General features: G+C 60.2%; 13 protein-coding genes and 6 pseudogenes. 4 read left to right on the top strand and 15 right to left on the bottom strand.

Annotated features, from left to right (window positions below):
• Positions 1-15: 15 nt before the first annotated feature.
• Positions 16-1,222 (bottom strand): annotated as a pseudogene (locus KCX70_RS17670) (cation:proton antiporter); the annotation flags it as partial.
• Here KCX70_RS17670 and mobH point away from each other — a divergent pair.
• A pseudogene (mobH, locus tag KCX70_RS17675) lies at positions 1,215-2,735 on the top strand (MobH family relaxase); the annotation flags it as partial. The pseudogenes KCX70_RS17670 and mobH sit on opposite strands and share 8 nt — an antisense overlap.
• Positions 2,736-2,815: 80 nt before the next feature.
• On the opposite strand, the gene KCX70_RS17680 reads toward mobH, so the two are convergent.
• From KCX70_RS17680 to frmR, 7 genes and pseudogenes are all read right to left on the bottom strand, one after another.
• Complete coding sequence (locus KCX70_RS17680; protein WP_212618300.1) at positions 2,816-5,467, bottom strand: excinuclease ABC subunit UvrA; 2,652 nt, start codon at positions 5,465-5,467, stop codon at positions 2,816-2,818.
• A gap of 25 nt (positions 5,468-5,492) precedes the next feature.
• Positions 5,493-7,271, bottom strand: a complete 1,779-nt coding sequence (nhaA, locus tag KCX70_RS17685) for a Na+/H+ antiporter NhaA (RefSeq protein ID WP_249121659.1) — start codon at positions 7,269-7,271, stop codon at positions 5,493-5,495.
• A 143-nt stretch (positions 7,272-7,414) separates the two neighbouring features.
• Positions 7,415-8,727: pseudogene (locus tag KCX70_RS17690) on the bottom strand (replication-associated recombination protein A).
• Between the two features lie 161 nt (positions 8,728-8,888).
• Positions 8,889-9,410: pseudogene (locus KCX70_RS17695) on the bottom strand (DUF3422 family protein); the annotation flags it as partial.
• A gap of 182 nt (positions 9,411-9,592) precedes the next feature.
• Entirely contained in the window at positions 9,593-9,991 is a 399-nt protein-coding gene (locus KCX70_RS17700; protein ID WP_212618302.1) for a VOC family protein, read from the bottom strand.
• 43 nt (positions 9,992-10,034) lie between these two features.
• Positions 10,035-11,144 carry an S-(hydroxymethyl)glutathione dehydrogenase/class III alcohol dehydrogenase gene (locus KCX70_RS17705; protein WP_212618303.1) on the bottom strand — a complete coding sequence of 370 codons (1,110 nt, stop codon included), beginning with the start codon at positions 11,142-11,144 and terminating at the stop codon, positions 10,035-10,037.
• 59 nt (positions 11,145-11,203) lie between these two features.
• Positions 11,204-11,479: a formaldehyde-responsive transcriptional repressor FrmR gene (gene frmR / locus KCX70_RS17710; protein ID WP_007182548.1), complete on the bottom strand. Its 276-nt coding sequence runs from the start codon at positions 11,477-11,479 to the stop codon at positions 11,204-11,206.
• 428 nt (positions 11,480-11,907) lie between these two features.
• Between frmR and KCX70_RS17715 the strand changes: the two are divergent.
• From KCX70_RS17715 to KCX70_RS23340, 3 genes and pseudogenes are all read left to right on the top strand, one after another.
• Positions 11,908-13,042 (top strand): annotated as a pseudogene (locus KCX70_RS17715) (IS3 family transposase).
• A 53-nt stretch (positions 13,043-13,095) separates the two neighbouring features.
• Positions 13,096-13,236: a WYL domain-containing protein gene (locus KCX70_RS17720; protein WP_080558873.1), complete on the top strand. Its 141-nt coding sequence runs from the start codon at positions 13,096-13,098 to the stop codon at positions 13,234-13,236.
• 300 nt (positions 13,237-13,536) lie between these two features.
• Positions 13,537-13,944: pseudogene (locus KCX70_RS23340) on the top strand (hypothetical protein); the annotation flags it as partial.
• Between the two features lie 140 nt (positions 13,945-14,084).
• Here the strand turns inward: KCX70_RS23340 and KCX70_RS17725 are convergent.
• The 7 genes from KCX70_RS17725 to KCX70_RS23525 all read right to left on the bottom strand — a co-directional run bounded on the left by KCX70_RS17725 (position 14,085) and on the right by KCX70_RS23525 (position 21,881).
• Positions 14,085-16,304 carry a DEAD/DEAH box helicase gene (locus tag KCX70_RS17725; RefSeq protein ID WP_014597638.1) on the bottom strand — a complete coding sequence of 740 codons (2,220 nt, stop codon included), beginning with the start codon at positions 16,302-16,304 and terminating at the stop codon, positions 14,085-14,087.
• Positions 16,279-17,574 (bottom strand): ATP-binding protein, encoded by a 1,296-nt coding sequence (locus KCX70_RS17730; RefSeq protein WP_014597639.1) that lies wholly within the window; start codon positions 17,572-17,574, stop codon positions 16,279-16,281. Before KCX70_RS17730 ends, KCX70_RS17725 begins: the two co-directional genes overlap by 26 nt.
• Positions 17,571-20,054, bottom strand: coding sequence for a TerB N-terminal domain-containing protein (locus KCX70_RS17735; protein WP_212618304.1), 2,484 nt, complete (start codon positions 20,052-20,054; stop codon positions 17,571-17,573). The genes KCX70_RS17730 and KCX70_RS17735 overlap by 4 nt, the downstream gene beginning before the upstream one ends.
• A 209-nt stretch (positions 20,055-20,263) precedes the next feature.
• A complete protein-coding gene (locus KCX70_RS17740) occupies positions 20,264-20,917 on the bottom strand; it encodes a 3'-5' exonuclease (RefSeq protein ID WP_011914492.1) in 654 nt (217 codons plus the stop codon).
• 94 nt (positions 20,918-21,011) lie between these two features.
• Entirely contained in the window at positions 21,012-21,386 is a 375-nt protein-coding gene (locus KCX70_RS17745; RefSeq protein ID WP_080505063.1) for a hypothetical protein, read from the bottom strand.
• A 52-nt stretch (positions 21,387-21,438) separates the two neighbouring features.
• Complete coding sequence (locus KCX70_RS23345; protein WP_003291462.1) at positions 21,439-21,753, bottom strand: hypothetical protein; 315 nt, start codon at positions 21,751-21,753, stop codon at positions 21,439-21,441.
• Positions 21,753-21,881: a DUF6957 family protein gene (locus KCX70_RS23525; RefSeq protein WP_423836252.1), complete on the bottom strand. Its 129-nt coding sequence runs from the start codon at positions 21,879-21,881 to the stop codon at positions 21,753-21,755. The genes KCX70_RS23345 and KCX70_RS23525 overlap by 1 nt, the downstream gene beginning before the upstream one ends.
• Positions 21,882-21,919 lie beyond the last annotated feature (38 nt).

The following is a 21,919-nucleotide window of genomic DNA, read 5'->3' on the forward strand; positions in this document are numbered from 1 at the left end:
TCCTGTGATTGATGCTCACTGAGCATCCCGCGCTTCATGGTTCGGCGGATCAATGCGTTCAATATTCCCCAGTACCAGCGCTCGCCCGGCAAACAGGCCGCCTGCTGTTTCCAAGGCAAAACGTTCGGCGTCGCGTTTGCGCACTTCCTCGATCACTGCGTCGGCTTCGTGCTCAGACGCACCCAGAGTCAGCACGGCCTGACCACCGAGCAGCAGGGCGGCCTCAAAGGTTTCCCGCACTATGTAGTCGGCATCGTGTTTGACCAATTCCAGCGCATGTTCGCGGTCAAAAGCGCGCACCACCAATTTCACCTGCGGGCAGTAGTGCCGCGTAGTTTCGACAATGCGTGTCGCGGCTTTCTTATCATCCACACAAATAATGATGGCGCGGGCGTGAAGGGCACCAGCAGCGTGCAATATTTCATGGCGGGCACCATCGCCGTAATAGACCTTGAATCCATAGGGTGTCACGGCGCGTGATGACCTCCGGATTTATATCAATGATGGAAATTTTCGCTCCCTGGGCGAGCGGTGCCTGGCAGGCAATCTGCCCCACTCGGCCAAAACCGATGATGAGTACATTGCCTTGCAGGTTGTGTGCGGCTTCCACACCGTCCATGGAAACGGTCTGCACGCGCGCAAAGCGTTTGTACAGCAATACAGTCACCGGCGTAATGGCCATGGAGAGCACCACAATAGCCGTCATATTGGCGCTGACTTCAGGACTGATGACCCTGAATTTGAGCGCTTCGGCAAACAGCACAAAAGCAAATTCGCCCCCCCCTGCGCCATAAGCACGGCGCGATCCAGTGCGTCGCTATGGCTGCTTTTCGCGAGGTCGGCGCGCGACCCCATAAATGCACAGCGCCTTGACCGTCATCAGCGCCAGCACACCAGAGGCGATGAGCATCCAGGCCTTGGCCACCACCTGCAGATCCAACGACATACCGACGCCGAGGAAAAACAGCCCCAGCAGCAGGCCGCGAAATGGCTCTATGTCGGCCTCCAACTGGTGGCGGAAGGTGGATTCCGACAGCAGCACACCAGCAACGAAAGCCCCCATCGCCATTGAAAGGCCGCCGATTTCCATCAGCAGCGCGGCACCCAACACAACCAGCAACGCAGCGGCAGTCATGACCTCGCGCGCTTTGGCTCGGGCCAATACCTGAAACAGAGGATTGAGCAGCCACAATCCAATCGCCACCAATGCGCCCAAGGACAATCTGCTGCCCATCGGTGCCAGTCCCGAAGACCAGGCGGCGCAGTCCGAAGCCTGGACCGCCGCCGTTGCCTATGCTGCGCTGCTCCACGATATTGGCAAGATCGCCGTCGATCTACACGTCGAACTGGCCGACGGCAGTACTTGGCATCCGTGGCATGGCCCGCTGCACCAGGCGTACCGATTTCGCTACCGTGACGACCGCGAATACCGCCTGCACAGCGCCGCAACAGGCTTGCTCTATCGTCAACTGCTCGACCGCCACGTCCTGGACTGGCTCAGCGACTATCCGGCTCTCTGGGCACCGCTGCTCTTTGTGCTGGCCGGTCAGTACGAACATGCCGGTGTACTGGGGGAACTCGTCGTGCAAGCAGACCGGGCGTCGGTGGCCCAGGAGCTGGGCGGCGATCCGGCGCGCGCCATGGCCGCGCCCAAGCATGCACTGCAACGCAAGCTGCTGGACGGGTTGCGCTACCTGCTCAAGGAACAGTTGAAGCTGAACCAGCCGGAAGCCTCCGATGGCTGGCTCACCGAGGATGGTTTGTGGCTGGTGAGCAAGACGGTTTCGGACAAACTGCGCGCACACCTCCTGTCTCAGGGGATCGATGGCATTCCTGCGAACAACACCGCCGTGTTCAACGTGCTGCAAGACCACGGCATGCTCCAGCCCACCTCGGACGGCAAAGCGGTCTGGCGCGCGACCGTGACCAGCACGACCGGCTGGTCCCATTCGTTCACCCTGTTGCGTCTCGCTCCCGCGCTGATCTGGGAGTCTGGCGAGCGACCAGCACCTTTCGCGGGCACGGTAGAGATCGACGCGACGCCCGCGGAAAACGACGCCAGCATGTCGGCTCCCGCACCGTCCGTCTCGGTGAACCCAGCGCAGGGAGGTCAAGAGCCTCCGATTTGGGAGGGCGACAGCACCACCATCGTTTCACCGCCCGCAGCCCAGCCCGTGCCCGACGTCATGGAGGATTTGCTCACGATGGTGGGCTTGGGTGAGTCGGCCGGCGTTGGCCAGGATGCCGAGGAGTTCCTCCACACCCCCGCGCCAGCAACAGCCGCGACGTCCATTCCATCGCCTGCACCTGCACCCGCGCCTACGCCTGGGTCATCGGCAACGAAGCCATCCGGGGAACAGTTCATGGTTTGGCTGAAGCAGGGAATCGCCTCACGACGGCTCATCATCAACGACGCGAGGGCACTCGTGCATGCGGTGAATGACACGGCCTACCTGGTCAGCCCGGGTGTGTTCCAACGCTATGCGCAGGAGCATCCCGAAGTGGCCGCACTCACCAAGCAGGAGAATCAACAGGATTGGCAGTGGGTGCAGAAGCGCTTCGAGAAGCTGCAGCTACATCGAAAGCAGCCCAATGGTCTGAACATTTGGACCTGTGAAGTCACGGGCCCGAGGAAGTCCCGCCGACTGCGTGGCTACCTCCTCGAAGATGGGTCCTTGGCACTCGCCGAAATACCGCCCAACAATCCCTATCTTGCTCTGACTCAGGAAGGATGACGCGATTCGGGCATTGATCGCCACCGTCGTGTGGCGACGATCAATGCCCCGCGAAAATTGGCAACATTTGGCGAACTGAGCTACTCGGCCCGCGCCAACTCCTGTGCAAGGAACGGAGCGGTTCTGCTGCCAGACGTTCGGGCCACCTGCTGAGGGGAGCCCGTAACCACGATGCTGCCGCCGGTAGCGCCTGCACCAGGCCCCACGTCGATCACCCAATCGGCCTGGGCCACCGCGCGCATATCGTGCTCGATCATCACCACGGTGTTGCCGGCATCGACCAGGCGCTGCAACTGGATCAGCAGCCGGTCGGCATCCGACGCATGCAGCCCGGTGGTCGGCTCGTCGAGCACGTACAGGCTTCGGCCGCGCTGGCTGCGCTGAAGCTCGGTCGCCAGCTTGATGCGCTGCGCCTCGCCACCGGAAAGCTCGGTGGCCGGTTGCCCCAGGCGCAGATAGCCCAGTCCGATATCGCGCAGCAGTTGCAGTGGCCTTGCCACAGCGTCTTCACCCGCGAAGAATTCGCTGGCTTCGTCCACGGTCATCTGCAGCACCTCGGCGATGTTGCGCGCGTTCCATTGCACCTTCAGCGTGGCCTCGTTGTAGCGTGCGCCATGGCACGTCGGGCACGGCGCGTACACGCTGGGCATGAACAGCAGTTCCACGCTGACGAAGCCCTCGCCCTCGCAGGTCTCGCAGCGCCCCTTGGCGACGTTGAACGAGAAACGGCCGGCGTCATAGCGGCGGCGGCGAGCGTCGGGCGTGGCGGCGAACAGCTTGCGCACGTGGTCGAACAGGCCGGTGTAGGTAGCCAGGTTCGAGCGCGGCGTGCGCCCGATCGGCTTCTGGTCCACCTGCACCAGGCGCTGTATGGCGTCCACGTCGCCCGCCAGATGGCCGCCGGTCGCTTCGATCACTGCCGGCCCTTCGCTGGTGGCGCTTTCGGCTACATCGTCTTCCGGCTCGTGGCCCAGGTGCAGCAGCACCAGCTCCGGCAGGGCCTGCGCGACGAGGCTGGACTTGCCCGAGCCGGAGATGCCGGTGACGGCCGTCAGCACGCCCAGCGGAATGCGCGCATTCACGCCATGCAGGTTGTGGCGGTGGATGCCCTGCAGTTCCAGCCAGCCGGTCGCTTCGCGTGCCCGGCTTCCCGGCGCGGGGATCTCCTCGAACAGATAGCGGGCGGTGCGCGATTCGGCAATCTTGCGCAGGCCATCCGGCTCGCCGCTGTAGAGCACGCGGCCGCCACGCTCTCCGGCATCCGGCCCGACATCCACCAGCCATTGCGCGCGGCGCATCAGGTCCAGGTCGTGCTCCACCACGAATACCGAGTTGCCGGCATCGCGCAGCCGGTCGAGCGCGTCGTATAGGGCCTGGCTGTCGGAGGGGTGCAGGCCCGCCGAGGGCTCGTCGAGCACGTACACGACACCGAACAGCAGGGAACTCAATTGCGTGGCCAGCCGCAGGCGCTGCAACTCGCCGGCCGAAAGCGTCGGCGTGGTCCGGTCCAGCGTCAGGTAGCCCAGGCCCAGCCCACGCAGTTGGCGCAGGCGTGCCATCACGCCACCGGCCAGGCGCTGCGCGGCGAGGCGCTTTTCTTCCGATAGCGCCGAGGTGCGGCGCACGTCGGGCGATACCGCATGGACGGCGCGCCCGGAGGCCGCGCGTTCGGCACGGTCGCGTCGGGTCGCTTCCTTGTCCGTAGCCGCCCCCGCTGCATGGGCGCGGAAATCGCCCTGGGCGATGGGTTCGAGCAAGGCCGCCAACTGGTCCAGCGGCATCTGCATGAACGCGCCGATGTCCACGCCGGCGAAGGTGACCGACAGCGCCTCGGACTTGAGCCGCTTGCCGTGGCAGGTGGGGCACGGTTTGCCCTCCATGAACCGGGACACGCGCTTTCTCATCAGCGCGCTCTGGGTGTTGGCAAAGGTGTGCATCACATACCGCCGGGCGCCGGTGAAGGTGCCCATGTAGCTCGGCTCCATCTTGCGCTTGAGCGCGGCGCGGGTTTCGGCGGGCGTGAAGCCGGCGTACACCGGCACCGTCGGTGTTTCCTCGGTGAACAGAATCCAGTCGCGATCCTTCTTCGGCAGGTCCTTCCACGGTCGGTCAACGTCGTAGCCCATGCTGACCAGGATGTCGCGCAGGTTCTGGCCTTGCCAGGCGGGGGGCCAGGAGGCGATCGCCCGCTCGCGGATGCTCAGGGAGGGATCGGGCACCATGATGGCCTCAGTCACCTCGTACACATGGCCCAGGCCGTGGCAGGTCGGGCACGCTCCCTGCGGCGTGTTGGGCGAAAAATCCTCGGCGTACAGCATGGGCTGGTTGGCTGGGTAGGCGCCAGCGCGCGAATACATCATCCGCACCAGGCTGGACAAGGTGGTCACACTGCCCACAGAGGAACGCGCGTTGCTGGAGCCCCGCTGCTGTTGCAGCGCCACCGCCGGCGGCAGGCCGTCGATCGCATCGACGTCCGGCACGCCGGCCTGTTCGATCAGTCGCCGCGCATAGGGGGCCACCGACTCGAAGTAGCGCCGCTGGGCCTCCGCATAGATGGTGCCAAAGGCCAGCGAGGACTTACCGGAGCCGGAGACACCCGAGAACACCACCAGCGCGTTACGCGGGATGGAGACGTCCACCTCCTTGAGGTTGTTCTCGCGCGCGCCACGCACCTGCACGAGGCCGCTGGCCGCAGCGGTACAAGAGGATTCACCGAAAGAATTGTTTGGCATGTTCTTATCCTGTAGTTCGTCCCGCTCAGGACGGGACTTCCTGAGTCCGGGGGCCGCGGCGACTGGCTTCGAGCGCTGCGGTGACAGTGCGGGCGTCGTAGCTACCGCGCAGGCGGCGACCCTCGACGAAGAACGTCGGCGTGACATGCGCACCGCTGGCGACCGCACTGGCGAGGTCGCGCTCGACACGCTCGATCACCGCAGGGCTGTCGAGATCCGCGATGAACCGATCGACGTCGAGCCCAAGCTCTACGGCGTAGCCGATCAGATCCTCGCGCTCCAGCGCGTGCTGACGGGTAAACACGAAGTCCAGCCACGGCCAGAACATCCCCTGATTCGATGCCGCCTCGGACGCACGCGCGGCGATCGGCCCATGCGGGTGGTGCGGCAAATGGCGCACCACATACCGCAGGTCGTCCCCGAAGTGGGCGCGCAGATCCTCCCAAGAACCGGTAGCGTGCGCACAGTACGCGCACTCGAAGTCCACGTACTCCACCAGCGTGAGCTGCGCGTCCTCTGGCCCGCGGATGTGATCGACCTCGGGATCGACCGGCGGCTCAAGCACCATCGGCAGATCGGCGGTCTCCTCACCCCACCTGCGTGCGGCAACCTTGAAGATGAGCCACCCGAGCAACGTGGCGAGCATCATCGACACGAGCACGCCGACCGTCGCCTGGCGGCCCAGGTCGGAGGTCGTGCCGAACGCGAGCCCGATGATGAGCAGCGACACGGTGAACCCGATCCCGGACAGTGCCGCACCACCGAACACGCTCCCCATTCCGACACCCGCCGGCAGGCGCCCCAAGCCGAGGCGGACCGCGGCGAGAGTGATGAGCCCGATGCCCAGGAGCTTGCCGAGCACGAGCCCCGCGATGACGCCCCAGGTCACGGGCGAGCCGAAGGCCTCCGCGAGCAGCCCACCACGCAGGTCCACCCCGGCGTTCGCCAAGGCGAACACCGGCACGATCAGCAGCGCTGTCGGCAGCCGCAGGAACTCGTGCAGCCGCTCATTCACCGAGATACCCTGGGACAGCCCGCAGTCCACTGCGCGAGCCGATGCGGCACTCGGAGACTGCCAGAAGTCACGGAACAACTGTCTTGCCGCGACGACCTTGTGACGTTGCGTTGCGTAGGCGGGGATCAGGAGCCCCGCGGCCATCCCGGCGAGGGAGGCATGAATGCCGGAGTACACGGTCGCGAGCCACAGCACGATCACGATCAGCACATACGGCGTTGCCCGCCACTGGCGGGTGCGCCCCAGCAACCACAACCCGACGAGACTGGCGAGGGCGATCAGCAACGGGACGACGCGGATCTCCTCGCTATAGACGATGCCGATGATGGACACGGCGAGGAAGTCATCGACCACGGTCAGGGTGAGCAAGAACACGCGCAACTGACCGGATAGCCGCGGGCCGACGATCGCCAGGGTGCCCAGCATGAACGCCGTATCGGTACCGACCACCGCCCCCCACCCGCGCAGGCCCTCACTTCCGGCCAGCCCCACGATCAGGACATACAGCAGCGCGGGCAGCACGACACCCGCGACCCCCGCGATCAGAGCGAGACGGGCACGGCTGCGGTCCCTGAGCGACCCGTGGGCGAATTCCTGACGCACCTCCAGGCCGATCAGGAAGAAGAAGACGACCATCAGGCCGTCGTTGACCCAGTGATGCAGATCCATGTGCAGGCCCAATGGCCCAAAGTTGAACCCGACGTCCAGGTGCCACAACTCGAAATAGGCATCGGATAGCGGCGAGTTCGCCCACGCCAGCGCCACAACCGTGACGATCACCAGCAGCACCGCAGCCCCAGACTCAGTGCGTAGATAGCGGGCAACTCGTCTCCGTCTGATATTCGCAGAGGATTCACCGAGAGAAGCGTCTGGCATGTTCTTATCCTGTAGTTCGTGAGGTAGCGATGGGCCGATTTCGGGGGGGATGTCGGTCAAGCGTCCGGGCTTGGCGGCGTCGCGTCATCGAGCGAGCGCAGCCAAGTAAGCCTTTCTCCCAGCCTTCGCTCGACGCCCCTGTCCGTTGGCTGGTACCAGCCCGGCCGCGCCACGCCCTCGGGAAAATAGGTTTGCCCAGCGGCATAGCCGTTGGGCTCATCATGCGCGTAGCGGTAGCCTTCGTGATAGCCCATCTGCTTCATCAGCTTCGTCGGCGCATTGCGAAGATGGAGCGGCACAGGCTGGGAGCCGCTGCGCTTGACGAATGCCTTGGCCTGATCCCAGGCCGCATAGGCGGCATTCGACTTGGGGGCCAGAGCGAGGTAAGTCACCGCCTGGGCCAGCGGTATCTCGCCTTCGGGCGAGCCCAGCCTGTCGTAGGCCAGCGCGGCATTGAGTGCCAGTTGCAGCGCCTGCGGGTCGGCATTGCCGATGTCTTCGCTGGCCATAACCACCATGCGGCGGGTCACCTGGCTCACGTCGCCGCTGCCGTCGAGGATGCGGGCCAGCCAATACAGGGCCGCATCGGGGTCGGAACCCCTCAGCGACTTGTGGAAGGCTGAGAGCTGCCAGTAGAACTCGTCGCCACCTTTGTCGAACCTGCGCAGCGATGGACTGGTGGACAGCCTGGCGAACTCGCCATCGACCACGACCTTGCCAGCGCCCGACGCAGCATTCGTCACCTGCTCAAGCAGATTGAGGAAGCGCCTGCCGTCGCCATCGGCAAAGCCCATTAGCAGGTCCAGCGCGTCCGCGTCCAGCGTGACGCCCTGGAGATGCGGCAGCGCGCGTTCATAGAGCTGGTTCAGTTCGTCGCTGGACAGCGGTTCGAGGGTATAGACCTGCGCGCGCGAGAGCAGTGCGGAATTGACCGCCAACCCCGGATGCTCGGTGGTCCCCCCCACCAGGGTCAGGAGACCGGACTCGACATGGGGCAGCAGGGCATCCTGCTGCGCCTTGTTGAAGCGATGGATTTCATCGACGAAAAGCACCGTCGATCGACCATGGTTGTCCAGTTCAGCCTGGGCCTCGTCGATGGCTTGCCGGATGTCCTTCACCCCGGCCAGCACGGCCGAGATGGCGATGAATCGGCTGTCGGTCGCACTAGCGGCCAGGCGCCCCAGGGTGGTCTTGCCCACGCCTGGCGGCCCCAGAGGATGAACGAGTGCAACTTGCCCGCCTCGAACGCGAGACGCAGCGGCTTACCGGGGCCGAGCAAGTGCCGTTGCCCGACTAATTCATCCAGCGTCTTGGGCCGCAGGAGTTCGGCCAAGGGAGGCTTGGGCTTTGTCGTGAATAGATCGGTCAAGTTGCTCTCCCTGGCATTTCTGATAGTTGACGTTCCGATAAGGTGGGCACCTCAATCCAGAGAGCCGGATTTATCCAACGCTGTGGGCTCTTTGTCGGCAATCGCATGCATGATGATGCGAGAGCCGCGGTAGCCGATGCTGTTCCATACCCAGCTCAACGCGACGCTGAGCCGTTCTCCACCAGCGAGTAGCACAGGCTGGCAGGATCGAAGCGATCGACCTCCTTCTCCGTTTCCGGCGTCCACGGAAGAAGTCTCAAACGGATGCCGGATACGACCGGGCCGGGAGGAACAAATCCATGCTTGAACGGATTTTCGCCGCACGGCTCTCCCGTCTCGGAATCCAGCGAAGCGCACCAGAGATACGTTGAGAACTCGGTGTGCTTTTCACAGTGCAGGTCTCCCTCATCCCATGTCACGCCGTGAAGCGGCGTAGCGTGGTCGGGCTCGGCAACGCCGAAGCGATGAGACAACTCACTCATCGCCATCTGATCCCTGGCCTGATCGCCTTCGGTCATGAAAGCGAGCTGCAATATGCCGCGGGGGGCCTGAATCAACAGATGCGGGCGCGCATGCACTTCACCCACGGCCGCAGCACGATCGGCATAGGCCGGCATGCCGTACACGGTGGCGGTCGGGGCGGGTTGTACGGTCGTCGTATTGATGTTGGCCGGCTCTTGCATAACGACCCCATTTCTCATTGGTTGAAAAACACGCTTCAAAGCAAATGCCCGCAGCCATGCGTTTCGCACATGGCTGCGGGCCGATCTTCATGAGCAGGCACCGCTCTACACGGTCCGTCTAATAGGCTCGCCGTATAGAGGCTTGTGCTGGCCCTTTCAGAACGCCCTCAGCTTCCTTGCTTTCAGACGAAGGTGTACGAGCAGACCTTGTTGCCCGCCGGATCACGCAGGTAGGCCGCATAGGCACCCGGCAGGTGACCACGCGGGCCAGGCTGGCCCTCGTCGGTGCCGCCTGCGGCAAGGCCGGCGGAGTGGAAGGCATCCACTTCGGCGGGAGTGGCGGCCGCAAAGCCGACCGTCACGCCGTTGCTGGAAGGCGCTTCATCATTGCCCGGACGGGCAATGATGAAAGCCGGCTTTTCGCGACCGAAAAGCACCCATCCGTTGCCGAAAGGACCAAGGTTCTTGATGCCTAGAGCACCCAGAGCGGCGTCGTAGAACGCGGCCGACTTCTGGACGTCGGCGGCGCCGACGAAGACGTGCGAGAAGATGCCGTCGCCGGAAATGACAGGATTGGACATGGTTAATTTCCTTGGTGGCTGGTGTTGAATGGATAGTGAGTGATCAGTAGTGGATCACCGTGCGAATCGACTTGCCTTCATGCATCAGGTCGAAGGCCTTGTTGATGTCGTCGAGGCCCATGGTGTGGGTGACGAACGGGGCGAGATCGATCTCGCCTTTCATTGCGTCTTCCACCATGCCGGGAAGCTGAGTGCGGCCCTTGACCCCACCGAAAGCCGAACCCTTCCAGGTGCGACCGGTGACCAACTGGAACGGGCGGGTCGAAATTTCCTTGCCAGCACCAGCCACGCCGATGACGATCGACTGGCCCCAGCCGCGGTGGGCAGCTTCCAGAGCCGAACGCATCACGTCGACGTTGCCGATGCACTCGAAGGTGTGATCGACACCCCAGCCGGTCATCTCGATCAGAACCTCGTGAATCGGCTTGTCGAAGTCCTTCGGATTGAGACATTCGGTCGCGCCGAAGGTACGAGCCAGTTCGAACTTCGCCGGATTGGTATCGATGGCGATGATGCGGCCCGCTTTGGCCTGGCGTGCACCTTGAATCGCAGCGAGACCGATGCCGCCGAGGCCGAAGATGGCCACCGAGTCGCCGGGCTGTACCTTGGCTGTGTTGTGCACGGCGCCGATGCCGGTGGTCACGCCGCAGCCCAGCAGGCAGACGTGCTCGGGATTGGCGTCCGGGTTGATCTTGGCCAGCGAGACTTCGGCGACGACCGTGTATTCGCTGAAGGTCGAGCAGCCCATGTAGTGGTAAAGCGGCTGACCGTTGTACGAGAAGCGAGTCGTACCATCGGGCATCAGCCCCTTACCCTGGGTTGCACGAACCGCGACACACAGGTTGGTCTTGCCGGACTTGCAGAACAGGCACTCGCCGCACTCGGCGGTATAGAGGGGAATGACGTGATCGCCAGGCTTCACGCTGGTCACACCTTCACCCACCTCCACGACGATACCCGCACCTTCATGACCCAGCACGACCGGGAAGAGACCTTCGGAGTCGTCGCCCGACAGGGTGAAGGCGTCGGTATGGCAAACGCCGGTGTTCGTGATCTTGATGAGCACCTCGCCCTTGCGCGGCGGCTCGACGTCGATCTCGACGATTTCCAGCGGCTTTCCTGGCCCGAAGGCAACTGCTGCACGTGATTTCATGATGCCGCTTCCTTTACTAGCTAACTAAATTTGCCCTCACCGAGGGCACCCTGGTGCCTCTACCGCAGATAGGAGCGGACGATAGAGATGGTCTCGTCAATGGACTTGTTCTGCGAATCGCTCCTGATTTCGCTACTGGGAAACTCTTCCCGCAGATAGCTCTCCAGAACCGTTGCCATCAATCCGTTGACTGCGCCACGAACGGCCGCAAGCTGCTGAAGAATTGCAGGACATTCCGCACCTGCATCAAGCGCTTGCTCAAGAGTCGCTACCTGACCTTTGATGCGCCTGATGCGCGTCAGTGCTTGCTTCTTTTCTTCCGGACTGTGTGGCATCGAACACCTCTCTACTTGGGTACACTGCCGCATTATACAATACTCCCCCATAGTATATGCGACCGAAAATCGACACAAAATCTGTGACGCTTCAAAATCGTAGACGTCAGCGGTCTTTACGGTGCCACTATGCCCCTCCCCGAACTCGTCACGGATAACCCCATGCTCCTGCATGAGGTGGCCGATCTCATGGAAATACACCCAGGTGATCGCAGCGACGAATAAATTATTGACGAGATCCTCGTCGGTGAAGCACTTAGGGAGCCACTGCAAAAATAGCCAACTGTGCCAGCCCTTGTCACACTGAACGCCCTCTCGACCATCTCCTTCAAACAATCCGAAACGCGCTATGCAGAAGACCTTTTCGGGTTCTACCCCATTAGCACGGACACTTTCGAGTAAGCTCATGCCGAGCTGAAGGAGTGTTCATGAAGCGCAAGAAATACAGCCCCGAGTTCAAGCGGGAAGCCATCGAGTTGGTTCGTCGTTCAGGGGCGAGCTGTCGACAGGTGGCCCTGGAGATTGGTGTGGCTCCGAACCTGCTCACACGCTGGGTTCGAGAGGCACAGCCAGGCGCAGAAAAGGCCTTTCCCGGAACAGGTAGTCCGCGAGATGAGGAGCTGGCCCGCCTCAAGCGTGAGTTGGCCCGGGTGACCAAGGAACGTGATTTTTTAAGAGACGCGGCAGCGTACTTTGCCAGGGAGTCATCGAGCGGTACACGGTGATCCAGCGCTGCCGCAACGAGTACCCGGTACGTCTGATGTGCCGTTGCCTAAAGGTTTCTGCCAGTGGCTATTACGCCGCCCGCGAACTCAAGAGAATGCACGTCTGGTCAGGCGCATTCGTGAGATTCATGAGGACAGCCGTGGCGTGATCGGCGCACCGCGCATGCATGAGGATTTGCTCGACGAGGGCGAAATCGTCAGCTTGAACCGCGTTGCTCGCCTGATGGCGGCTGAGCGAATTCAAGGCTGGCCACGCCGTAAGAGGCGTGGTTTTGGAAGAGTCGCCAGTGGCCGTCCAGCAGGCGTGAAAAACCTGCTGGAGCGCGATTTCACCGCGCAGGAGCCGGAGCGCAAGTGGGTCACGGACATCACGGAAATAGCCACACTGGAAGGCAAGCTTTTCCTATGCGTGGTGCTCGACTTGTACAGCAAGCTGGTGATCGGTTGGTCGATGCATCACCGCCAGGATCGGCAGATGGTGATTCGAGCAGTGGAGATGGCGATTTGGCAGCGCCAGGGTGACTGGTCCGTAATCCTGCATTCGGATCGCGGTAGCCAATTCACCAGCACCGACTACCAGCGCTTTCTGAATCGCAACACGCTGGTCTGCAGCATGAGTGCCGTCGGGCATTGCGGCGACAACGCAGCCTGTGAAGGCTTCTTCGGTCAGCTCAAACGGGAGCGCGTTGTCCATCAGTCGTATCGAACTCGTGAAGAAGCACGGGCGGATTTATTCGACTACATCGAGCGGTTTCATAACCCACGAATGCGTCGTAGAGTCGCCAGGCAAGATCTGAAGTTTTCAGCCCTTTTCAAACCGTCCGTGGAAACGGGGTAGAACCCCTCACTGCCGATCAACAGCTACAGCCCACCGCTGATGGCTGGTGGTTGATGACAGGCAGTCTGCCTCTTAGCCAAGGTCTCGAGTTATGGCTTTTGAGCCAAGGGGAGGAGCTGGAGGTTCTAGAGCCGGCTGAACTGAGGCAGCAAATCGCCTCGTCGGCACGTCGGATGGCCAGACTGTACGGTTGAATGCGACACAGGCTGTCGCATGCTGGGAGCATTCTGTCTCCGATTACCTGACCATGGAGACTCAGCTATGAAGACCTATTCCGCTTTCCTTCAGCGCGTAATCCCTAATGCGGGACCCCGCTCCAATTTCAAGACCACAGTGCAGGCCGTGAGTTCCGAAATGGCTCGCATCACAGCCGAAGCCCAATACCCGGGCTACAAATGCACCAACGCCCCCGTGCCGGTACGCTGAAGTGTCCAAGCCACACTTCGGCACATTGGGGCCTGGAGACCATCTTTATTACCAGTACCATTTGGTAAAGACGCCCCAACGATCAACATCATCCCAAACTCAGCCTACGACTACACCGAGCACTCAGTTAACTGAACCGAGCAAAACAAGCCGAAGACACTAAATGGCCGTTTCTTTTTTCTGTGGATCGCATTCAACGCTGCCTACGCCACCGATATCGTCGAGCAGCAGCGATTATCCGAGCGGGAAACCTTCAAAGCCTTTCTCGAAAAACCGTGTTCCTTGGTAACAACAAAAACATCGAGACTTCGTCTGGCCGGAGTTTCCCGGCAGCATTCGCGTACTACAGGACAACCCGTACACCCTGCGCAACCCAGCTCATTCATGGTGGAGCAACCTGGAATGGCAGAGTGAGTAGGGATTAGCTACGAGACTGCTGCTACCTGCTAGGAAAACTGATGCCCTTGATCATCTAGATCACGCTGGACAGCCCGGACACCTTATGGGGCGATGCCAAATACCCAGTGGCTGGCTGAGGATGGACACAGGTTCATGTTGACCAGATGAACCAAAGTCGGCTTTCAACAAAGCAGGCACCACACGAATAAGCTAGATATCAGGCCGTCTCCGCAGGCTGGCTCACTAGAGCCAATGCCAAGGCCTTTGCTCCACCCAAGTCCAAATGCATCGTGGCGTAAGACTGCATGAGTAATGCTGGCGGAAGCACCCAATCCCATTTTTCTTGAGCCATGTTCTGTACGTCCGCTAGAACAGCGGATTCATCAATACCGTCCCACTCGGCGATCTCACGCAGCTTGCGTTCAAGCGACGTCCGATCTCCCTCAACCTCGATGACCAACCCGCTGTTCTCACTGGCTAGTCCGGTGTGCGTCAACAAGATGGCTAGGGCATCGTTTGTCCAATCGCCTCGCCAGCTGAAAAGGTAAGTCTTACCTCCGCTTTCGGTCATGCTCGAATGTACCAATCCAAGGTCCGAGAAAGCGCTACGTGCCTGAGCTAGTAGCTCTTGTGCCGTAGTATCAAGATAGGGGTAGACGTCCGCCTCCAACAAGACGCTCCTCATCTCTTGCCGAACCCGATCATGTACACGGGCTCCAAGCCCGTCAAAGGACGGGGGAGCACCACCGGGATCGGATCTCACGACAACGACCCTGGCCTCAGTGTCCACGCTCGTTACCCGCCAGCGGCGCCCAGCAAAGATAATTCGCTGATCGACGGTCAATGGCCTGGAGACGGGCAATGCGCCAAGTAGTTTGCCATCGCATACCAGGCGGAACTCTTCATTACTGACAAATGCACTGTAGAAGTCGTAGTGGTTGATCAGGCGTTCCCCCACTACGCCGGGCAGCAGGAGCCCCGATGTTTCCTGGGTTATCAAATCGCGCTCACCGAGGGCACGAAGCAAACTGAGGAAGCTGCCCTGCTCCACCCCAGTGAACGGACCACTGCGTATCAAGGTGCTCCACAGCTCTGCAGCTGTAGCTCCTCCCCGCTGGGCTATCACCGAGAGGCACTGCTGTACCAGCGTCGATAAATGAAGGCCATGAACACGAGGAGGCTCGAACCAGCCCTGCATCAACAACCGGATCATCGCGATGCTTTGCAGCAAACCCTGGCGAAGTCGATCTGACAGGGGCGAGCCATCGTCTAGCTGACGCTCCTTGCAGTAACTTCGGAGAATGGCTGCCTCTCCCGGACGGCGTCCGGATCGCCCCAAGCGTTGACGCAAGCTAGCTACCGATGGCGGAGCCCCGATCTGCACTACCGTCTTGATGCTGCCGATATCGACCCCAAGCTCCAGCGTGGTAGTGCAGACTGCGGTGGCAGGCCGGTCACCGTCTTTCAGCGCTTTCTCAGTTTCCTCTCGAATGTCCTTCGCCAAACTGCCGTGATGCGGCCAGAACTCGTTCGGTACACCATCCTGCTCGCAACGGCGCCGCAGATTGTCAGCGAACCACTCAACCTGAGTTCGACTGTTGGGGAAGATCAGGTTATTGCTGCCGCGTAGCACCTGAAAGAGATGCTCTGCGATGGCATGGTCCGGAGAAAAAACATCGTCACCTTCAGGCTGTACCGGGAGCGCCTTCTTGGACTCCACATACCCTCTGATCTGAACCTTAAGTATCTGGCCACTACCCTTGGATTCGATCACCGACACATGATGAGGGGCATTGGGACGCAAGAAGGCAGCAGCCAACGTCATGTCGCCCAACGTGGCGGAAAGACCAACCCTGGGCAGGGGGCGATCAATGATTGTTTCAACACGATGCATGAGTGACTGCAGCTGCTTGCCTCGCTCACTGCCGATAAAGGCATGGAGCTCATCCACCACCAGGTACCGCAGGTTGGCAAACAATCCCGCCAGGCTGGTTCCCTTGTTCACGAACAGAGCTTCGAGCGACTCCGGCGTGATCAGCAGAATGCCTTCCGGGGACTTGAGGAAGCGATGCTTGCGGCTCGCTGAGATATCCCCATGCCAAGCAATGACAGGAAGCTCAAGCTCATCGCAAAGCCTCGCCAAACGATCCCACTGGTCATTGATGAGAGCCTTCAGCGGGCTGATGTAAAGCACCGCCCCAGGCTTTTCCGTGTCCTGCAGGAGATTGGTAAGGATGGGCAGAAACGCGGCTTCGGTTTTGCCTGCAGCTGTAGCCGCCGCGATGATGACATCCTGGTCGGCCCCCAAGAGCGCAGGGATAGCACGCTCCTGGGCATCGCGTAGGGAGGTCCAGCCCTCGGCCCATATCCAGCGCTGGATTCGCGGTTCAAGGAGATCGAAGCCAACCGATTCAGAGCTGGAAGGTGGCAAGCTCATCGTCCGCATCCACTTGGGTATCGGCCTCACCGCCTCGATCCGGTGCAATCTCCACGGCACCCAACAGCGTCCGCCAATCAGCGTCAGGATTCTGCTCCAACACCGCTAGCAGGCTGATGAATGCGGTAATGGTCGTCCGCGGGGTACGGAAGTAGGCCTCACCCATCCGCTGGTTGCAGTGGGCCATAAACAGCGGCAATGCTTCGTCGGGTAGCAGATAGCGCTCGCTCACGCCTGCCGCGTATACATGACGCAGTTTCTGCAGCAGCACGTAGAAATCCTCAGGCGTCAGACTAGTGAGGCGTATGACAGGGCCGGACAGATCTACCAGCCCGGACTTGGCGAAGTTATTTTCAGCCAGACGCGACTGCAGCGCCGGATAGCTGTAGAGGCCGCGGCGAGTATCCATGAGAAATTCGGGTGTACCGCCCAACACAAAACCAAGCCCCTCAGCAGAGCCCTGCAGGGAGTCATTGAGGATACGAAGAATCTGCTCGTAGTTAGCGTTACGAGCTTGGGTGTTGGAAAGTTTGTACAGGTTCACCAGCTCATCGAGACATACCATCAACCCGCTAAAGCCGGCCAACCGAACGAATCGCGCAAGCAGCTTGAGCTGATCGTAGACCGAAGCATCGTCGACGATGGTTCGCACCCCCAGTGCGGTGCGGGCATCTGTCTTGGTAGTGAACTCGCCACGCAACCAGCGGATAGCATCAGCCTTGAGCTGCTCGTTACCCTCTTCGAAGCCTTTGCAATAGGCCGCGATTACATCAGCAAAGTCATAGCCGTTGACCATCTCTGCCAGTTGGTCGAGATGCTCGCGAATCACGGCCTCACTGTCTTTGCCGGACGCTTTGGCTTCCGTTTTGGCCTGCGCCACGAATTTCTCGACTATTCCTTGCAGAGCGCCGCCATCAGGCTTAGTTCGGGTGGACATATTCTTGGCCAATTCGGCATACAGCGAGCGAGCCTGGCCACCAGTAGCATGGAGACGACGATCCGGGTTCAGATCGGCATGCATGGTGACGAGCTTGCGCTCCATCGCGATAGAGCGAACCAGGTTGAGGAAGAATGTCTTGCCTGCACCATACTCACCGATCACTACGCGGAACGCGGAACCGCTTTCCGCGAGGCGCTCCACATCACGGATGAGTGCTTCCAGCTCCCCGACACGCCCCACTTGAATCAGGTGCTGGCCTGCACGGGGGACGACGCCGGCGCGCAGGGACTGGATGACCGCATCGCGGTCCTTGGCTCTGATGCTGCTCATAGCGGTAGTTTGTCCATAATGTCAGGGTTAACTTCGAAGGGGTCTTCCCCTTCGGTGACTGGCATATCGAAATGCTCAAATGCCATGTCGTTGATCTGCTCCAATGCTCCGTCGAGCATGAGTTCCATATCGCTTGCTACGGCCCCCAACTCGTCACGAGACCACTCGGTACGGGATACGAGTACACGCAGGAAGGCTGAGTGATCGGCGTCTAAGCCACAAACGGAGGAAGTATCCTCAACAGTCTCTTCCACAACTACGTCATCTGGCTCAGCAGTCTTGTCGTCAACGAAAACCTGAGCCAGCAGCGCAGATACCTGTTCCGTTTCACGCTGCAACTGAGCGATGCGCTCTTTGTCCAGAGCAAATTCGCCAACAGGCTTGGACGGAGTTGCTCCGGGAATGGAAGGCGTTGTCTGCGATGAGCCTACGGCGCTGCCACTGGCGGCCACATGAAGGTCGCTGTAGAGCGATTGCGGATCCAGCTGCAGGGTCTTGTAGACGCGCTCCAGCAACTTCACCTCTGCGGGGCTAACCTCGCCGTCGACCTGCGCCAAGTGAGCGAGAAAAGCCGCCACAACCCTCTTCGCCGGCTCGGCCAGGGGTTCCAGTTTCTTCTTCAGGCTTTGCAGGGTTGGTGGCTGGTTAAGCTGCAGACGCAGGTGGGCCTTCAGGCGTTTCCGATGAGCACCGCTCAGGTGACACCAGGAGTCGATATGCTGGGATAGCAGCATAATTTCCTGCGGCGACGTGTCACCATCGGCCGCCGCCACAGCACAAGCAAGGTCCAACGTAACAGAGGCGGCGCTATACGCCGGCGAAGAACGCAGATCACCATCTTCAGCCTGGGTCGCAAAGAGCGCCACATTGTCCTCTGCCTTGGGTGTTCGGCTGCCTGTCAGCACATCCGGCTCGATACCGATGTGTAAAGACTCCAGAGCGCGGGCGAGCGTCAGAACCTTGTCTCGCGACAGGCTACCTGCACTCTGCAGTCGCCCTGCCAGCTCACCGAAGCTCATGACCACCATGCCATCGCCGATGCGTTGCTTTAGCTCGGCGAGCGCTGTTCGAGCTGCTGGCGGCCACAGGTTTACGGGCAGCTGTAACAGCCCTTCTAGTGCATCAGGAGTGCCGGGGTTGCGGCCGAGATAACGACTGTAGGGCTCCAACTGCACTGTGCATTCGTCAACCAACTGCTGCAGCTTCTTCCGAGCTGCGCTAGTCGCAGTGACATCAGGGATACCGGATAGGCCATCCAGCTCTTGGGGTGGTAGACCCGCAGAAGCGGTGTTGTATTGGAGTCTCAGACGGGTCTTGTTCTGAGGGAGCACCATACCGGCGCCATAACGTTCCTCGTAGCGCATGCAGAACAACTGGGCGAACGCTTCTTTACAGCGGGTTACGGGTGTCCGCTTCCCGATGCTGTGATCAGACAGCACCCAGGCCAACGCCCAGTCAGCCGGCATTGGTTGCTTGTCAGCCGCCAACTGACCCAGGCCAATACGCAGCTCTACAGGCATTTCGTAGCCGTAAGGTAACGGTGCCGGCGGCGCCTTTTGATAGCGCCTGGCGAGTATTTGGCCTTGGCGGAGGAAGTCTACGAAGCGACTGGCGTAGTTATTGAAGGAGTTATTCTTGCCATAGATCGAGAGCAACCGCTCCACCTCGGCAATTATGATAGGTATGTCGGCCGCCGCAGCCTGATCCGTCTTGGCGTCGACAAAAACCCTACGCTCAAGACCGTAGAAGAATAAGAACACGTAGCCGATGTTGGCATGCGGAGCCTTTCGACCACTGGATAGCCATTGCAAATATGCGCGGCGGGCCTCAGGAGAGATGCTGTCGTAACTGGGCCAGTAAGGGGTGAGACGCTCAGATATATCGACGATGCCCCGTGCGACCTTCAGTTTCGGGTTGATCAGTGACGGTTCCGAAGGTCCATTGCGCCTGTTTTTATCTTCGCCGACGTAGATCAGACCAATAGTGATATTTTCGCCCGCCACTTCGATGGTTTCGCCAGCAGAAAGCCACCGCACGTTGGCACTATTCAGGTTCGCCGGCGCGCTCGGAATTCGGTGGGAAGGCCGCTCAGTGGCCTCTAAAGTTACGGTAAAAAAGCCAGAGTCGTCTCGCTTTGCCGAAACCTGCCGGGGCGACGCCGAGACTTGCGCAGGAGCAGAGGGCTCACTTAGTGGCGAGACCTCATCCAATGAAAACGTCAGGCCGGTGCTTATGCCGAGGTCCGAGGAACTTGAACGAGCTCCCCCTTGGGGTGGCCGCATAGTTGTTGCCGAAGACATGACTGACGGTTTGCTGAAGGCCTTCATTACTAGCCACCCGCCTATGCCGACAATAAGTGCTCCGCCCAAGAAAACCCATACACCCTTGGGAACGGAAGCAAGCCCCCCAATCACTAGGGCACACAGAACCATCGCTCCAGATACACCAGACTTGCTGCTGCGCTTACGCTTCCCTGCCATCGCTTCGACTCCCTATACAAGCATGCTGGCCATTTAGCAGTATCGGCAATTCGGGTGCATCAGCCAATACCTCGCGCCAAGCTATGTGTTGAATCTCTTTATGATGTTATCCAGATGTGTTCCGTATGCACTGGTGAGATGGCGGCCAGATGCGAGCCGGGCGGTCACGGGGTTGAATTGATGAGCAGGCACAGCGCCGTCCGCCCCTACTACGTCGGTTGCCTCGCGCTGAGCAGTAACTGCGCTAACCGTGCCAGATTACGCGCATCGTCGATGGCCCTGTGATGCGCACCCTCCCACAAAAGGCCCATGCTTTCCACTGCACACTTCAGCCCTAGCGCACGGCAAGCGAAAATCTTCCAAAAGCACTTCTTTAGATTGATATGACGGGCCGGATCCAGCAATACATCTACCCCTGCTCTGAAAGCGTCCTCCTTCAGCTGGTTTCGGTCGTAATCGCCCCAAGAGCACCAGCGCCAGCCTTCTGTATTTCGCGGCCTCAGCCATTCACCAAGCTGATCTTGTACCTCCGCGAAACGCTTTGCAGTATCGACGTCAGATTGAGATATGCCGGTCAGCCCCGTGCAAAACTCAGTTAGCGTGGGGCGAAGTAGCGGCCGGACAAACTGTCCGAAATGATCGACAATCCTGTACTCCAACTGAACATCCAACAGCCCGATGCCAATTTCGATCGTCTCCATCTCGTCGCGCTGGACCTCCAATACGTGAGCGTTCCGGGCCGCCTCGTTTAGGTCGGCAGGGTAGTCATCGCAAGTCGCTTCCAGATCCACGCAAAGTAACCAGCGACTTTCGCCAAGTTGTTGACGAAGCGCATCAAGTTGTCCCCAACGCTTTACCTGCATGACACCCCGCCCTTCTTTTCCTCAGAGGATATAAACCTACGAGCATCAGCACGGACCGTGGGCTCCGTTTTATAGTAGTGACACGAGAAACGGATCACTGAATCGTTACCGGGGTTGCGTGTAAGCCTTTTGCCCTCTGTGCCAACAGCCAATCCAGTGACAGACGCCCGCCGTCTTCTTTGAAAGTCACAATAACGTACAAGCTGCCCGTGGCGGTAAACAGCGCCCAAAACCCGCCTTGCTCATGAGCTTTCAGTACATCGGAGGTCCGAACCCGGTGACCGTCCTGAAACCTTCCATACACATCCGCCCGCACGTGACGATGAACCACGCCGATACAACAGCCTGCGATTAAATAAGCGTCCGTGAGATACGCCGTAACTTCCCTACCAAAAGACATATCCATTGCTCGCGACAACGCGCCAGATACATCACGTGCTTGGTTGATACTTCGTTTAGTTGAACCCATCACGTCAGCACCCAAATTCGGATCAAAACTCGTTGCCTCCCCCCACTAACGGCTAGCTGTCCAACCAATAATCGTCTCGAGCAATACGCCCAAACTTGTAGTCTTCATGCTGCGGGGCGTCGCCAAACAAATGATGTATGCGTCGCTCCTGTCGCAAATACGCCAAGGTCATGAAGAAGCAGGTTTCACACATCCGTACGCGATAACGCTCACCGTCATGTCGCGCGCCGTATCCCCAGTGCGCTTGCAGCACACCGAACTGTTCGCCGTACCCAGGCACTCGCATGGAGGTACCACAGACGTCGCAAGGCACATCGGGGTGTCGGTTGTCTGGTACGTCCATGCCCGCCAATATCTGTCTACGCATCAAAAAATCTTCAACACAGTAGTGAGCTCGGCGCTTTTGCGAGCCCCTGGGCCAGCAAGCACATATCGCGTATTGCGCGTTCTGAAAATGCACCCATCGGCAAACTCAATCAGTTGTGTTGTACGCACCCAGTCACCCTCTTGGAAACGGTTGGCACTGTCGTACA

Origin of the sequence: Stutzerimonas stutzeri (genome assembly GCF_018138085.1) — a bacterium.
Lineage (GTDB): Bacteria > Pseudomonadota > Gammaproteobacteria > Pseudomonadales > Pseudomonadaceae > Stutzerimonas > Stutzerimonas stutzeri_AI.